The organism is Bradyrhizobium sp. SZCCHNPS1003 (assembly GCF_032381555.1).
GTDB lineage: Bacteria > Pseudomonadota > Alphaproteobacteria > Rhizobiales > Xanthobacteraceae > Bradyrhizobium.
The window spans coordinates 331,460-346,440 of record NZ_JAUHIU010000006.1 but is presented as its reverse complement, the minus strand read 5'-3'; the positions used below and the strand labels follow the sequence as shown (position 1 = coordinate 346,440).

The 14,981-nt window shown below is 63.5% G+C and carries 14 protein-coding genes; 8 read left to right on the top strand and 6 right to left on the bottom strand.

The genetic code is table 11. The annotated features are described in order from the left end of the window. Positions 1-256: 256 nt before the first annotated feature. Positions 257-676: a DOPA 4,5-dioxygenase family protein gene (locus QX126_RS12755; RefSeq protein WP_315781271.1), complete on the top strand. Its 420-nt coding sequence runs from the start codon at positions 257-259 to the stop codon at positions 674-676. 64 nt (positions 677-740) lie between these two features. Here the strand turns inward: QX126_RS12755 and QX126_RS12750 are convergent, their stop codons facing one another. From QX126_RS12750 to QX126_RS12735, 4 genes are all read right to left on the bottom strand, one after another. Next, positions 741-1,631 carry an alpha/beta hydrolase family esterase gene (locus QX126_RS12750; protein WP_315781265.1) on the bottom strand — a complete coding sequence of 297 codons (891 nt, stop codon included), beginning with the start codon at positions 1,629-1,631 and terminating at the stop codon, positions 741-743. Next, on the bottom strand, positions 1,631-2,512 hold the full coding sequence (locus QX126_RS12745; RefSeq protein ID WP_315781263.1) for a sterol desaturase family protein: 882 nt from the start codon (positions 2,510-2,512) through the stop codon (positions 1,631-1,633). The genes QX126_RS12750 and QX126_RS12745 overlap by 1 nt, the downstream gene beginning before the upstream one ends. A 117-nt stretch (positions 2,513-2,629) precedes the next feature. After that, positions 2,630-2,932 carry a hypothetical protein gene (locus tag QX126_RS12740; RefSeq protein ID WP_315758308.1) on the bottom strand — a complete coding sequence of 101 codons (303 nt, stop codon included), beginning with the start codon at positions 2,930-2,932 and terminating at the stop codon, positions 2,630-2,632. 242 nt (positions 2,933-3,174) lie between these two features. After that, entirely contained in the window at positions 3,175-4,542 is a 1,368-nt protein-coding gene (locus QX126_RS12735; protein WP_315781270.1) for a polysaccharide biosynthesis/export family protein, read from the bottom strand. A 405-nt stretch (positions 4,543-4,947) separates the two neighbouring features. Between QX126_RS12735 and QX126_RS12730 the strand changes: the two genes are divergently transcribed. From QX126_RS12730 to QX126_RS12720, 3 genes are all read left to right on the top strand, one after another. Then, positions 4,948-5,217, top strand: a complete 270-nt coding sequence (locus QX126_RS12730) for a hypothetical protein (RefSeq protein WP_409998109.1) — start codon at positions 4,948-4,950, stop codon at positions 5,215-5,217. A 404-nt stretch (positions 5,218-5,621) separates the two neighbouring features. Beyond that, positions 5,622-6,080, top strand: coding sequence for a hypothetical protein (locus tag QX126_RS12725; RefSeq protein WP_315739467.1), 459 nt, complete (start codon positions 5,622-5,624; stop codon positions 6,078-6,080). 923 nt (positions 6,081-7,003) lie between these two features. Further along, positions 7,004-7,387, top strand: coding sequence for an H-NS histone family protein (locus QX126_RS12720; protein WP_315739468.1), 384 nt, complete (start codon positions 7,004-7,006; stop codon positions 7,385-7,387). A 221-nt stretch (positions 7,388-7,608) separates the two neighbouring features. On the opposite strand, the gene QX126_RS12715 is transcribed toward QX126_RS12720, so the two are convergent. Continuing rightward, positions 7,609-9,081, bottom strand: coding sequence for an undecaprenyl-phosphate glucose phosphotransferase (locus QX126_RS12715; protein WP_315739469.1), 1,473 nt, complete (start codon positions 9,079-9,081; stop codon positions 7,609-7,611). Between the two features lie 483 nt (positions 9,082-9,564). Between QX126_RS12715 and QX126_RS12710 the strand changes: the two genes are divergently transcribed. Beyond that, a complete protein-coding gene (locus QX126_RS12710) occupies positions 9,565-10,362 on the top strand; it encodes a glucose-1-phosphate cytidylyltransferase (protein ID WP_315777018.1) in 798 nt (265 codons plus the stop codon). Beyond that, complete coding sequence (locus tag QX126_RS12705) at positions 10,359-11,012, top strand: PIG-L deacetylase family protein (RefSeq protein ID WP_315739471.1); 654 nt, start codon at positions 10,359-10,361, stop codon at positions 11,010-11,012. The genes QX126_RS12710 and QX126_RS12705 overlap by 4 nt, the downstream gene beginning before the upstream one ends. A 120-nt stretch (positions 11,013-11,132) precedes the next feature. Here QX126_RS12705 and QX126_RS12700 read toward each other — a convergent pair whose 3' ends face one another. Then, positions 11,133-12,233 carry a hypothetical protein gene (locus QX126_RS12700; RefSeq protein WP_315781261.1) on the bottom strand — a complete coding sequence of 367 codons (1,101 nt, stop codon included), beginning with the start codon at positions 12,231-12,233 and terminating at the stop codon, positions 11,133-11,135. Between the two features lie 380 nt (positions 12,234-12,613). Here QX126_RS12700 and QX126_RS12695 point away from each other — a divergent pair, with 380 nt between their 5' ends. Next, a complete protein-coding gene (locus QX126_RS12695; RefSeq protein WP_315739475.1) occupies positions 12,614-13,651 on the top strand; it encodes an SDR family oxidoreductase in 1,038 nt (345 codons plus the stop codon). Positions 13,652-13,703: 52 nt separating this feature from the next. Next, the gene (locus QX126_RS12690; protein WP_315739476.1) at positions 13,704-14,966 is read left to right on the top strand and encodes a class I SAM-dependent methyltransferase; all 1,263 of its coding nucleotides are present in this window, start codon (positions 13,704-13,706) and stop codon (positions 14,964-14,966) included. Positions 14,967-14,981: the final 15 nt, after the last annotated feature.

The window sequence follows — 14,981 nt, the reverse complement described above, 5'->3', positions numbered from 1 at the left end:
CATCCCCTCTTCACACCCCAACAACAACAACGCCGCGCTGAAACCTCAGCGCGGCGTTGTCGTTTGTCTTGGTGCGTCAGCTCGCGCGGCGACATGCTGCCGGGGTCGAAGCTCGAGCCCCGCGGAGCTCTCGAGGCCAGAGTCCGCCGCCGATGACTCGCGCCGCGACTGAGGCCGGGCTAGCGATGCTAGGATGACCATGCCGCATCAGTTCGCCCGCGCGGCCAACGCGATTGAAAATGATCGAGAGGCGCGGATGGAAACGACCTCGGCGGGGCAGCCGCATCGCCTGAGCGCAATTGCGAGCTTTCATGCCCACATCTATTTCGATGATGCCACCCGAACCGAAGCCGCGCAGCTGCGGCAGTGGATTGCCGACCGCTTCCTTGTGACGCTCGGGCGTTGGCATGACGCGCTGGTCGGGCCTCACGAGCGGCCGATGTATCAAGTCGCCTTCGCGGTCGACGTGTTTCCAGTGCTGGTGCCATGGCTGATGCTCAATCATGGTCGCCTCAGCGTGCTCGTGCATCCGAATACGACGGAGCCGTTGGCCGATCACACCGCGCACGCGTTGTGGATCGGACAGCCGCTCGGCATCCGCGGCGAGAATCTTCCCTCGCACGGCGAGGCAGAGCTGCCACGCGAACCGAACACCACGCCGACGATCGCCGCCTGAGCTCGCGCGCACACTGGTGACCGCGCCGTCTCGGCACGGTCGGAGCCTGGGCGGACTTGCCGGACTACAGCGTGCGCGCGAGATCGAACGCGCGGAGAATGATCTCGGCGGCATCGATGTCGAAATTGCTCGGGCCTAGCAGGCGCGGCGCCAGCGGGCGGCGGCCGGGCAGGGCATGTCCACCACCTTCGACGCGATACAGCGACACGCCGCCGATCACCTGGCAATCGCGCCAGCTGAGTTGCGTGACGGAGGTGTCGCTGGCGAGATCCCGATGCGGCAGCGCCGCGGCCTGGCGCGCGCCGCAGCCGTCGCGCCGCGCAAAGAACTCCGCCGTCTTTTCAGCGCTCCACACCCGGCCGCGCCCGCCGCGCAGCCCGACCTCGCCGCCGCGATAGGGCACCATCGGATCAGCCGTGCCGTTGATCATGACCACCGGCACCGGCCGCGCGGCGCAGGGCGCGATGCCATCCGGCATGTTGGCGATCACCGTGCCGATCCCGGCAAACAGCTCCGGCGCCTTGCAGGCCAGGGTGAAGCTCATCATGCCGCCATTCGAAATGCCGGCAAGATAGATGCGCCGGGGGTCGGCCGTGCCGTCGGCGACGAGCTGCCGCACCAAGGCGCGGATGAAGCCGACATCATCGGGACCGCCGGAGCGGCCGTCGCGGCCGTCATTCCATTGCCAGTCGAGGCCATCGGGAAAGACCGCGGCGAAGCCATGAGCTCTGGCGGCTTCGGCAAAACCGGTCGTGCGCGCGGTGCCGGCGCCGCTGCCGAGCGCGCCATGGAGCACGATCACGGTCGGCTGCGGCGTCTTGCCCGTGGTCATCACCAGCGCATGACGCGGACCGTCGCTTGTGTCGATGGTGATGCCGCGCTCCGCGGCGACCGCCGTGGTCGAGACGAACAGAGCCGCTGCCATGGCGGCCATGAACGATCGGAGATGTGACATCATGAGCATCCTTCTCGGCTGTCGGGTGACTCCCCGCGGTGGAGCTTCTGTCCGGGCGCAGCAGCCAGCACGCGCAGCCGCATCGCCCAGCTCCGGGCTGCCGCGAGGTCGCGGGCGATCGCAATCCATTCGCCAAATGCGATCCGCAACGGATTGAAGCTCGGCGCAACGCCGACGAGGCCGTAGCGCAAGGTTTCGCCGGCCGGGGCCTCGGCGAAGCTACCGAACAGCCGGTCGAAAATGATGAGCACGCCGCCATAGTTGCGATCGAGACAGGACTCGTTGGCAGCGTGGTGGACGCGGTGATGTCGCGGCGTGTTCAGCACATATTCGAGTGGACCGAGATGCGGCGCGAGCTCGGTATGGATGAAGAACTGGTAGAGCAGATTGACGCCGAGCATGCCGATGATGGCGAGCGGATGGAAGCCGAGCAGCGCCAGCGGCAGATAGAACAGGAAATGACCGGAGATCTCGCTCGTCCAGCCGAGACGAATGGCGGCGGTCAGGTTCAGATGCGTCGAAGAGTGGTGCACGGCATGCGTGGCCCACAGCCAGCGAACCCGATGCGAGGCGCGATGGTGCCAGTAGTAGACGAACTCGCTGGCGAGAAACAATGCGAGCAGGGCGAGCGGCCGGCTCGTGTCGAAATCGAAGATCCTGTGGCGATAGGCGATGGTGAAGGGAAAGGCCGCGACGAGCGCGACCATTGCGCGGATCAGATGCTGTCCGATCGCGATGGCGAACGAGGCTGCGGTCTCGCGCAGGTCGTGAGTCTTGCGGCCTGCGAGCCGGCCGAGCCCATATTCCAGCGTCATGAAGCCGAGCGCCGTCAGCAGCACGATCATGCGCGTCGACGGCGGTAGGGAAGAGAAGATGGGCATGGCGCGCATCCGACCTCATCGAATGGAGGCGGCGCGCCGGTCCGCCCCGGAGAGGCAGGCGGACCGGCGACATCGATGCTTCAGGGAGGCCGCGAGCAGCAACGCTATGGTGTTCGTTCAGCGCGTGACGGTGCGGCTGTAACTGTAGGAGTTGCCGCGCGGTCCCGTGCCCTGGCCCTGCCGGGTGCAGCTGCCGTCACTGCAGCTCGCGGAGCCGGAGCGCGACCAGCTGCGGCCGGCGGGACCTGTGCCGCCACCCTGCCAGGCGCAGGCGCCGCCGGAGCAGCTGCCGGAGCCGCCAAATGAGGTGGTGCCGCGCGGTCCGGCGACCGAGCCGCTGCGGGTCCAGGCATTCGCGTCGACCGCGGCTGCCGCCGAAAGGACTGCCACGAGCAAAAAGGTCGCGATGGATGTCTTCACGTCAGTCTCCCAATTCGTTCGCGCCGGCGATCGCGTCGCCTGCAGAGGGATACTGTGCGTTGGATGTCGCGGGCGGATGCACCGCCGGTGTCGTTTGGTCGCGGTGATTGGCCGGATTGTAACGGCTTGTCACGCGATCGCCGTCCGATACCGCAACATCGAGCGGCGCGGCGGGCTCTGGTCCAGCCGCACCCTCGACGTTCCGGCGCCTGTTCAGGCCGCTACCGGCCCGTCGGTGTGCTTCACCACCTGGTCTTCGTCGCCGTGTTGACGTTGATCACCGCCGTGGCCGTGTTGGACGTGGTTGTCGCCGTGTTGTTGATCAGGGTCAGCAGCTTGTAGTAATCGACGACCTTGGCGTTGGCGACGTACATCACGTCCTTGCTGCGCATCTGGAAGCCCGAGGCCAGCAGCATGCCGGAGGGGTCGCGCAGGTTGACGTGGTAGATGGTCGGAATGCGGTCGTAGATGAAGCGGCTGGTATCGATGCCGAACTTCTGCAGCAGCGGGCGTTCCTCGTAGCGATAGAGGAAGACCTCGGCTGGATCCGATTGCTGATCGTTCAGGCCGCCCGCCTTGCCGATCGCCTGGGCCAGCGTCAGCGTCTCCGTATCGAACGAAATCTCGGAATTGAAGCCGAAGACGTTCTGATTGAGGGCGCCGAGGGCCGTGAAGGTGGGGGATTCCCGCGTGATGTAGACGACGTCGTTCGGGCGGATGAAGATGTTCTCGCGCGGATCCTGCACCACGCGGCTGAGCAGCACGCGCACACGTTTGCCGTCCCGCTGCAGGGTCACGTAGCTTTCGATGGCCTCGTGCTTCGGGCCGCCCGCACGTGCGATCACCGCCAGCAGGCGTTCGCCCACGCTGTTGAGGGCCAGCACGCCCGGCGTATTGACGTCGCCGAGCACGCTGACCACGCTGGAATGCTGCTGGTTCAGGCTGACGACGACCTGCGGCTCGAGGGCGCGCTTCTGGAGCCGGAAGACGATGTCCTGCTCGATCTGCGGCAGAGTCCGGCCGGCGGCGGCGATCTCGCCCGCATAGGGAACCCGGATATTGCCTTGCTGGTCTACCGCCTGCGCCGGCAGATCCACGAAGTTGCCCGGACGGGCGCCGGCGGCCGTGGGCGGCGTGAACAGCCCGCCTGGGGCGGCTTCGAAAATGGAAACGTTCAGCACGTCGCCGATGCCGGCGACCTGCACCGGCTTCGGCCGCTTGTCCGGAAACACGCCCTGGAACGTGACCATGTTGGGCTGCGACAGGAAGCCGATCGTCTCGGGGCTGATGTCGACCAGCGCATAGGGAAGCGCCGTGTTCGACCGCACGCTGGCCGTGGCATTGTCGTTCACTGCGTCGCTGGTCGGTCCTGTTCCGGGGAGCAAGGAACAGGCTGGCAGAAGCGCCAAGATCACCAGAGTTAGGAGCGCGCGCGAGCCACGGCAAAGGCTATGAAAGCCGCTCGGGTCCACTGCGCTGTTGCGCACAGGAGACCCCCCGCCGCCGGTCGACCCGCGCGGATTGATCAAGGCCCTCAAACCCATCCCCGAATACAGCAAAAATACGTTTCCCCACGCTGCTCCCTCCACCAAGAAGGGAGAACGTCCCACATATTTCAACCTACCCGGCGGCCATACTGGACGAAAGCGCACCGCCGGGCGGGTTGGTCCGCTTTTGCCCGGCCGTGCCAATTAGGTCACAGTCTGACCTTACCATATTACCGCAATGAGCTGTCAACTCCGCCGGAGGTCCATGGTGGACGGATGATCCGTTCGACCTAACAGGAGCCGAGCAATTTTAAGCACAAAGCCGTTGCGCAACGGTTAGCCTGAGTCGCTTCGCTCAGGCAGGGGGGCGACGACATCGCAGGCCGCGCAACGAGTCGGTGAGCCAAGGCCATCGGACGGGGCGCCGGGACCGCAAGCGGGCGGCCGGCTGTCCAAGGCCGCCGATCAAGTCTATGCTGCTGCTCCAGCCATTGAGGCTCTTTGCAACGGAGCACGCAATTGTCGAACGTGATCAGGATCGCCGCAGCTGCTTTCGCGATCGCCTTCACGGGCCTATCCGATCCCGCGTCCGCGCGCGGCCTCTATCCGCTGACGGAGTGCGGGCCGGATCTCAGCAGACTCTGCCGGCTGCACGGGGCATTCGAGGCCACTCCGTTTCATTACAATCTCGCGATTCATCCCGGGTGCATTCGGCGTGTCGCCGTCCAGACGCCCCGGGGCGTGCTGTACCGCCGCGCGGTGGTGTGCGGAGCGCCGGAACGGCCCATGATGTGGTAACCTCGGCCCTTTCCTCGGCGTCTCCGAAGGGCGCTGGACGCTCTGCTCGGCAGCTTCATGGTCAAGCTTGGCGCGAGATGGCGGCCGCGATGGTTGATGCGGGCCGTGCTCGTTCCGACGGCTGGCGCCCGCCCCAGCCGTGTTCGGGAGTGTCGATCATCGCGCAGACGATTAAATGGGTAGTTCCGCACCGTGTTTTTACGTGATCTGAAATTAAATTAATCGTGTCCAGACGATTACGCGCGGTCGGAGACATAAAACGGTAGACTGAACAAACTAAAGCTTCAATTGTACCGGACCAAAGGTGCTTAATAAGTCCTTTCTGGCAATGCGGTAGCATTTTACTGCAAACCGTAGCGAGTGCCAGAGGTATTTAATGTCTTGCTGCCAGATGGTAAATTAACTTGTCGCGAGTGGTTAATTTAATTTCTAAAATCGAATCCGTGCATCGTCGCGATGACGGTTTGCCGGAAGTCGAGAAAAATCCCTCAAAACTCGCCAATGAGTGGGGTCCGTCCTTGTGTGACGAGCTTGGTACCGCGTTGATCGAGGATATTGAGACGGATGGCGGCGGTGGCGCTCTGAATGCTGTCCTGAAATCGCTGAATAAGATGCGCCTTGCGAAATCACGTTTCGGCCGGCCATCGTCGGGCCGTTCGCCGCAATCCGCGCTGCGGTCTCAGATCGAGCTTTGTGATGCCCTGCTCGAGGAGATCCAATCCATCAGCAGCAGCCTGGGCAAGCGCGCGAAGAAGTCCGCGGCTCCCAGGCGTCGCCCGATGGCCACGCGGCGCCGCCGCGGGACGGCTCATTTGATCGCGCCCCAGCCGGCGGTGCCGGGTCGGACCAGGCAGCAGAAATAATCGCATCGGAAATTGATCGGCGCGGCGGCCGGCCGTCATGGTCGCGCCGGTTGCCGGCGCGGGGCGACAGCCGCTCAGCATCGACCCCGACGGCGCATCAGATCGCCCAGTGCTGCTGTCGCTGGCAGCGACGGCCGGACGTCATCTGGACGTTCTTCAGCCGTCGTATCGCGCAAAGACGGCGCCCCGAGACAGTGCCGGCCGGAACCCATGTCACCGGTGGGCGGGGGATCGGGCCGCCGGGTGACCGCAGCCGTCCTCCACGCTACAGCCGATCGCGCGGCAGTCAGTTTCCGCTGCCGGTGGTGTGCCTGTCTCACGCCGCGCGACCCCGGATGCCGTCGGCGCGACGTGTTTGAGTCTGATTCGCATGAGCGCGCCTGAAGGATCCCGTGTTTGGCGAAGGCGCTTGATTCGCCGAATCGATGTCGGCGGCTTTGCGGCATGTTCACGATGCGGGCTCAATTAAACCAGCTCGCGACATTTTGTGCGCATGCAAAAATATCTCGATCCGGGTTATCGGGGGGCTCGCCCAAATAGGTTGTAAGCCCTCGCGGCAGCTTTGAAAAACATGGCGCGGTGAAAATGTTCAGCGACCGAATTCGGCACCGTTTGATCATCAAACCTACGTCACTTTGACGCGATCTTGCCTCAATAAGCAGCGAATCCGTTGCAAATCGTGTTGATTCGGCGACTTCTTCCAGCGTGCAGACGAATGTTGCCACAATCTGGGGGCGGTGCGACATAATTTCGGAAAAGGGGGTTGCGGGTTGATAATTGTTTGAGTTACAACCATTAGGTCTAGCCGGATTGGTATAAACTCAAATATTCAGTTTTTCCGAGCGTGAGCCACTTGCGGAACGAAATACCGAATTATATGACGTTAATTCGGCAGGATAGAGATCACAGACAAAGGTCGCTGCATGTCCACCAAGAAGATCGATTTCGAGGCGATGTCTTTCGATGACCTCTGGTCTCTCCATGAGCAGATCAGTCAGATCCTCGCCGTGAGGATCACGTCGGAGAAGCGCGAACTCGAACGTCGTCTGGCGGTTCTCAACCGCAGCCGCGGTGCCATCGAAGGCGCCGGCAGCGAGGGTGGGCAATCCTACACCACCAGCGGCAAGGCGCGGCGGAAATATCCCCGGGTCCTGCCGAAGTATCGCAACCCACAGACCTCCGAGACCTGGTCCGGCCGAGGCAAGCAGCCGCGTTGGCTGGTGGCGGCGATCAAGACCGGGCATCGGATCGAGGAATTTGCGATCAATGGGGCTGGCGCTTCGAAAAGTCGCCGTCAGCGCGCCTGATCGGGGTAGCTTCAATCAAGCTCGTCGCGCCGATAGTTGAGCGACGCTGCGCGTCGATACCGGGCCTGATTCGCCCTCTCAGCATCCACGAACGACATGTGAGCGGTTTGACGCCGCAACGTCGCGATCCGCCGATCAAGACCTGACCGAAGTGGGCCCGTCCGATCTGCCCCGCACGGCTCCGCCGATTGGCTCGCGATCATCATCCGTTGCGAATGCGCCTAATAGGCATTGTTGCCGCGGATCAGCTCGATCGGCGTCCTCAGCAGGATCGCGACGTCGAGCGACAGGCTCCAATTGTCGATGTACCAGAGGTCGAATTCGACGCGCTGTTCGATCGACGCACGCGTGGGCGTCGGGCCGCGGCAGCCATGCACCTGCGCCCAGCCGGTCAGTCCGGGCTTGACGCGGCGACGGAACGCGTAGTTGCGCACGAGCTTGTCGAATTCGTTGTCGTGCGCCAATGCGTGGGGGCGGGGGCCGACCAGGGACATGCTGCCGTCCAGGACGTTGAGCAACTGCGGCAGCTCATCGATGCTGGTCCGGCGCAGCCAGGTCCCGAGCCGGGTGAACCGGCTGTCGCCGATCTGGGCCTGGACGATCGAAGGCCCGTCCTCGAGAACGGACATCGTGCGAAACTTGTAGATCTGAAAAGATCGGCCGTTGAATCCGCAGCGTTGCTGCCGGAACAGCACTGGCCCGGCCGAGTCGAGCTTGATGGCGATCGCCACCAGCAGGAGCAGCGGCGACATCAATGCCAGCGCGATGCCCGCCAGCATGACATCCATGAGCCGCTTGGTGGCGTGTTCAAGCGGGCTCAGCAGGCCGCGCTGCAGCTCGATGCAGACCGCATTGCCGAGTTCGCGGCACGGCCGCTTGAAGATGTCCGAAGCCGTTCCGACCGGCACGAAACTCACTGGAAACGGCAGGACTCTCAGCTCCGCGCCGAGCGTTCGCAGATCGGACCAGGGTTCGGGATTGGCGCCGACGACGATCTCTTCGATATCGGAGCCGCGCACATAATCGATCACGCTCGAAACGATCCGCTGCCGCTGATCCGGATCCGCGTCGGGCTCAGGAAGCAGGAAGTGTCGCTGGACGCGAAAGCCGGTGTCGGTGAGCACCTGGGTCAGCCCGGCGTTGTCCTTGCTTGCTTCATCGGTGATCAGAACGATGTTTCGGCCGGAAAATCGTCTCTCCGCCAGCCCCTTTGCCAGCAGATATGCGGTGGTGCGGCGATGCAGGATCAGCGTCGCGAGCCCGAACATCGCGAATACGATGCTGGTGCCGCGCGAGAATTCGCTCCCGATCTTGAGCGCGAACAGCGCGCCGGCCAGCACGAGGAACGCCGTGACCCAGGTCAGGCAGGCCGCGCGGATCTGGCGCGGCAGGATCAGGAGCTCGGCCGGCCGGTACATCCCGCGGATCTTCATCAGCGAGACGAACAGCGCCGACACGAGGATCGCCAATCCGAGCGATTTACTGACGTCGTTGGCTCCCGCCGGATCCTGCAGATGATACAGAAACCCGGACAGGACGCTCGACATGGTAATCGTTGCAATGTCCGCCGCGATCGCGAAGGGCTCCACCGAGTCGTAGTGGACGGGCCATTTCCGCCCTTGGAATTGTCGTTCCAAGAGGACGGCCGGCATGCCATTTCGATCGAGAGTCTTGGGCTGATCCACGTAATGCATGGGATGTCGGTGTTCGAAACTCGGTTAAATAGCGATTAGCCGTCATTATATGTTTTGGCATTTAATTTAAACAATTAAAAACTGCCATTGGGATTTATTCGCGCCGTCGGACGTCTCCCGATACCGCGACGAGGCCGGTGACGCCGGAATGCCGGTTCTGGAGGACGGAAACGAGGCCGCTCGCCCCCTCCAAGTCGGTCCTGGCAATGCCCGCGTGACGATTTAATGTTCGTGAAACGGATATTTCAATGCGGGTGGCCAAGAATGGCATTTAAAAAGAGATATAATTGGATTATTAATCCGGTGCCGGGCGCCCGCGACGCGGGTGACGCGTCCGCAGCCGACCGAATGCAGGGGGAGGTTTTCCTCGTGCAGCCGGGAGGGCGAAGCGAGGGCACGGCGAGCTGTCTTCGAGGCCGGCCGGCGAGATTGGAAGATCATGATGCTCATTTCAAAGATTGAGAACCTGAAGGACGTCGCGCCATGAAGGTCGTATTGTTCTGTGGAGGGCTCGGGACGCGGATCCGCGAATATTCCGAGAGCATTCCGAAGCCGATGATTCCGATCGGCCACCAGCCGATCCTCTGGCACGTCATGCAGTATTACAGCCAGTACGGGCACCGGGATTTCGTTCTGTGCCTGGGCTACAAGGCCAATGTGGTGAAGGACTATTTCCTGAACTACAATCAGGCGTCCACCACCGACTGCACGATCTCGCAGTTCGGCAAGAAGGTCGAGCTGCTGGGCGATCGCCCCCCGGATTGGCGGGTCTCGCTGGTCGACACCGGCATCTGGCGCAACATCGGTCAGCGACTGCGGGCGGTCCGGCACATGGTCGAGGGCGAGGAGATCTTTCTCGCCAACTACAGCGACGGCCTGACGGACGCGCCGCTGCCGGAGATGATCGATCGTTTCAAGCGCAGCGGGAAGATCGGCTGCTTCATCGCCATCCACCCGCCGATCAGCTTTCACCTCGCCGAATTCGACGCCGACGGCACCGTGGGCCGCATGGCAGCGAGCAACGATTCCAACATCTGGATCAACGGCGGCTACTTCATCTTCCGCAAGGAGATATTCGACTATATCGACGAGGGTGATGAACTCGTCGTGCAGCCGTTCAAGCGACTCATCGATCGCGGTGAGCTGATGGCCTACCGCTACGAAGGGTTCTGGCGGGCCATGGACACGCTCCGTGACCGCCAGGTGCTCGAGGAGATGATCGAGCGCGGCGACACGCCCTGGCAGCTCGGCGCCAGCCTTCCGGCGGTGGTGAACGGATGAGGGCGCTGCAGCTCGCCGGTCGCGGCGACCGGCTGTCGGTCCTGTGTCTCGGCGCGCACTCCGACGACATCGAGATCGGGGCCGGAGGCACGCTGCTGTCCTGGCTCGACCAGGGCGTCCGCCTGGATGTTCATTGGTGCGTGCTCAGCGGCAATGGCGAGCGCGGCGTCGAGGCGCGAGCATCTGCCGACGATTTCCTTGCCGAAGCCGCCGGCCGCAATCTCGAGATCATGCAGTTCCGCGACGGCTTCTTCCCCGAGCAGGGGGAGGAGATCAAGGCTTGGTTCGAGCAGCTCAAAGGCCGGATCAACCCGGACGTCATTCTCGCTCACCGCCGCGACGACGCCCATCAGGATCATCGGCAGGTCAACCGCCTGGTCTGGAACACGTTCCGCGATCATCTCGTGCTGGAGTACGAGATTCCGAAATGGGACGGCGATCTCGGACGGCCCAATGTCTACATGCCCGTCTCCGAGCGGATCATGAAGCGGAAGGTCGCGCTGCTGATGGCGCATTTCGGCAGCCAGCGCTCCAAGCAATGGTTCGACCCGGAAACGTTCATGGGACTGGCGCGACTGCGGGGCATGGAATGCCGCGCCGCCGAGCGCTATGCCGAGGCATTCGTCGTGCGCAAGCTGTCCTTGGGGTGAACGGCGGCCGAATCCGCTCGCCGTGAGGTCCTCGCGGACGCCGCATCAATGTCCGATCGGCGATGTCCGATCTGCGAGGAGATGCGGCGCTTGGCCGCGATGCGTGGCTGCGGCCGGCAGTCAGCCCGCCGCCCGTCGGGGAAGTTCGACGATCTCCTCTGCCGGCGGACGCTCGATTGCGGTGGCCGGCACCTTCTCCAGCCAGACCTCGCGCCACCACGCATAGATGCCGCGCGGGCAGAACAATCGGTTCTCGCTGTAGCGCGACTGGCAATAGACGCCGTCGAGAATGACGGCCGGTGTCTTCATCCGCCGGATGTAGCCGGTGCGCTCGTCGATGAACTTCTCGACGCGCGTTCGCACCCGGAACACCTTTCCGCAATAGGGCACCATCTCGGCGTCGAAGCCCATGCCGCGGTTGTTGGTCTGCTTGTCGATGGTGGCCAGGATGTCCTTGTGCGGGCGGACGCGGACGAGATCGCCGGGCTGCAGCCCGAGATCGGCGATCGGCGCGTCCTTGTCCGTCAGGAGATCTCCGCGCTTGCGCGGAAACGGGACGCCGTCCCACAGCGACTGGACGCGGTCGTAGACCCAGCGCGCGGGCCGGCCGAGCCGCGGACGGCGTGCCATGGTGGCGCCGACATAGGCGAAGTAGAGAAAGCCCTTCAACATCTTCGCGAGCGAGACATTGCCGGACGCGACATCCTCAGCGTATTGCCGGGCGTCCCACCATTTGAGCGGCTGGGTGTAGGTCGGCAGCTCGGTTGCCTGGCAGGCGTAGCGCGGGCCTTTTCCCGGCTGCTGATCCGGCGACTTCGTCGCGTCCCACACCGCGCGCACCGTGCATCCGCCGGACGGCTGAGGCGCAGCCGCCCGGTCCGGGCCGGCCGGCGCGGGTTTGGTCGCATCCACCGGGGAGAGCCACGCCTCCTTCCAGAAGATCAGGCAGGCCGCCTGGCAGCCGCCATAAGCCTCGCCGTCACAGCGGTGCTCCAGATGCACCGCGTTGGGAAGGCGCCGGCCGAGCCATTCTCCGGTGTTGTATCCGGTGACCGTGTCGCAGGTCTTGTGGGCGCGCTTGTAGACCTGGAAGCGTTGACCGCACCATTTGAACATCTGCGGCATGAACGGCAGCCCTTCCAGGCGCCCGTTTGCGTCGAGAGTGGCCAGGATCTCTTCCTTGCTGCGCACTTCGACCCAGTCGCCGGCGGATAGTGTCATGCTCTGTCTTTCAATGCTTAAATCAATGCGTCATCGAGGCGGGCGGGGCATCCCGCGCGGGACGCCTCATTTGCCAGTGATCGAATTAAAGCTGCCGAGATCTGCGGTCAACATTTGTCCCTTTTGTGGCGTTATTTAATTTGAGCCAATTAATTAAATCAAGAGGGCGCCTGATGCCGCGCCGGCCGGATGGTCGCGACATCAGGCGGATCGGGGTAAATACACGGGTTTTCACGGAGTTTTATGTGCCGCGCCGGAGAAAGCGGCTGGCGACGTCGCTTGCTGACGGATTCACTGGACGCTGGCTGGAAAATTAAATTATAATCTATTGGAGGGTGATTTAAATTCTCGTTTTGGTTGGTGACATAGAGGGTGCGATTTTGAAGGTACTGATCACCGGAAACATGGGCTATGTGGGTCCGGTCGTCGCGCGGCATCTGCGGGCGCAGCGCCCGGATGCGACGCTACACGGCTTCGACAACGCCTATTTCGCGCACTGCCTGACCGGAGCGCCGGTTGTTCCGGAGCGATGTCTCGACGAGCAGATCCATGGCGACGTCCGCGACATGTCGCTCGACCTCCGTGGCTATGACGCCGTGGTCCAGCTGGCGGCGATCTCCAACGATCCGATGGGCAATCGCTTCCAGGAGGTGACGCTCGACGTCAACCAGAACGCCACCGTATCGCTCGCCAGGAGGGCTGCGGCGGCTGGTGTGAAGAATTTCGTGTTCGCGTCGAGCTGCAGCGTCTACGGCATCGCCGACGGACCGCCGCGCAAGGAGAGCGATCCGCTCAATCCCATCACGGCCTACGCCAAGTCGAAGATCGGATCGGAGCAGGAACTCGCCGCGATCGACACCGGCATGACCATCACCTGTCTGCGCTTTGCGACGGCCTGCGGCATGTCGGATCGGCTGCGGCTCGACCTCGTTCTCAACGATTTCGTGGCCTGCGCGCTCACCCGTCGCCAGATCAGCGTGCTCTCCGACGGCACCCCCTGGCGCCCTCTGATCGATGTCGCCGACATGGCGCGGGCGATCGACTGGGCGATTGACCGGCCGGCGGCGACGGGCGGCCGCTTCCTCACCATCAATGCCGGCTCCGACGACCGCAACTACCAGGTCAAGGATCTCGCCAATGCGGTGGCTGCGCGAGTGCCCGGGACCAGCGTATCGATCAACACCTCCGCGCCGGTGGACAGCCGCTCCTACAAGGTCGATTTCGGCCTGTACCGCTCCCTCGCACCCGATCATCAACCGCAGGTCACCCTGGACCAGTCGATCCAGAACCTGGTCGAGGGTCTCAAGAGAATGCAGTTCAAGGATGCCGAGTTTCGCTCGTCCGATCTGATCCGTCTCAAGGTCCTGCAGGACCACATGGAGACGGCCAGGATCAACGACAGGCTGCAATGGACGTGATTGCGCCGGGCAGACGCTCGCCTCGGCCGGCAAAGACAGTGACGGAGACACCATGGAACTGACCCTTCCCACCGCCGTCGGCGTCGCGCCCAAGTGCCGGCACTGCGGCGACGACCTGACCCTCAAGCTGATCGACCTCGGCGCCTCGCCGGTCGCGAACGACTACATCGATCCGGCCAACTACATGCGCGCGGAGCCGTTCTATCCGCTGGAGACCTTCGTCTGCCGCGAGTGCCGTCTGGCGCAGACACGCGACCTCCTGGCCGCGTCCGAGATCTTCCGCGCCGACTATGCCTATTTCTCCTCGCACTCCACCTCGTGGCTCGAGCACGCGCGGCGCTACGTCGAAGCCATGGCCGATCGCTTCAAGCTCGGTCCGGCCTCGCGGCATGTCGAGATCGCGTCGAATGACGGGTATCTGCTGCAATACTCCCTCCAGAAGGGGATCGCCTGCCTTGGCGTCGAACCCTGCGAAAGCGTTGCGCTGGCTGCACGTACCAAGGGCATCGAGACCCGCATCGAGTTCTTTGGCCGCAACTATGCGACCCGCCTCCGGGAGGAGGGCTGGTCGGCCGATCTCCTCACGGCCAACAACGTGCTCGCGCACGTTCCTGATATCAATGACTTCGTCGGTGGCGTCAAAATTCTGCTGGCGCCGGAGGGCGTCGCGACCTTCGAGGTCCAGCACCTGCTGACCCTGATGCAGCGGCATCAGTTCGACACCATCTATCACGAGCATTTCTCCTATCTGTCGCTGATCGCGGGCCTGCGCATCTTCGCACGGGCGGGCTTGCGCGTTTTCGACGTCGAGCTCCCGGAAACGCATGGCGGCTCGATCAGGTTCTTCGTCTGTCACGAGGGCGCCGCTCATGCGGAGAGCCCGAACGTCGCCGACGTCCTGGCACGAGAGCGGGCCTATGGGTTGCATGACGACGCGATCTACATGGCCTGGAACGAGCAGGTCAAAGAGACGAAGCGGGCTCTGCTCGAGCTGCTGACGGCACTGAAGCGCGACAACAAGAAGATCGTCGGCTACGGTGCCCCGGCGAAGGGCGTGACGCTGCTCAATTATTGCGGGATCCGCACCGATTTCCTCGACTTCACGGTCGATCGCGCCCCGTCCAAGCAGGGCCGCTACATGCCGGGCGTTCGCATTCCGATCCTGCCGCCGGAAGCGATCTTCGAAGCCAAGCCCGACTACGTCCTGATCCTGCCGTGGAACATCAAGAGCGAGATCAAGGCGCAGATGGCGGCCATCCGCGACTGGGGCGGCCGGTTCATCGTGCCGGTCCCCAAGGCGACCATCGAGGAGTAGAGCAGGGCATTGCCG

Excerpts from the sequence above, each read along its gene's own strand:
- QX126_RS12755 (WP_315781271.1), top strand. The coding sequence starts at position 257 with ATGGAAACGACCTCGGCGGGGCAGCCGCATCGCCTGAGCGCAATTGCG.
- QX126_RS12750 (WP_315781265.1), bottom strand. The coding sequence starts at position 1,631 with ATGTCACATCTCCGATCGTTCATGGCCGCCATGGCAGCGGCTCTGTTC.
- QX126_RS12745 (WP_315781263.1), bottom strand. The coding sequence starts at position 2,512 with ATGCCCATCTTCTCTTCCCTACCGCCGTCGACGCGCATGATCGTGCTG.
- QX126_RS12720 (WP_315739468.1), top strand. The coding sequence starts at position 7,004 with ATGTCCACCAAGAAGATCGATTTCGAGGCGATGTCTTTCGATGACCTC.
- QX126_RS12715 (WP_315739469.1), bottom strand. The coding sequence starts at position 9,081 with ATGCATTACGTGGATCAGCCCAAGACTCTCGATCGAAATGGCATGCCG.
- QX126_RS12710 (WP_315777018.1), top strand. The coding sequence starts at position 9,565 with ATGAAGGTCGTATTGTTCTGTGGAGGGCTCGGGACGCGGATCCGCGAA.
- QX126_RS12705 (WP_315739471.1), top strand. The coding sequence starts at position 10,359 with ATGAGGGCGCTGCAGCTCGCCGGTCGCGGCGACCGGCTGTCGGTCCTG.
- QX126_RS12700 (WP_315781261.1), bottom strand. The coding sequence starts at position 12,233 with ATGACACTATCCGCCGGCGACTGGGTCGAAGTGCGCAGCAAGGAAGAG.
- QX126_RS12690 (WP_315739476.1), top strand. The coding sequence starts at position 13,704 with ATGGAACTGACCCTTCCCACCGCCGTCGGCGTCGCGCCCAAGTGCCGG.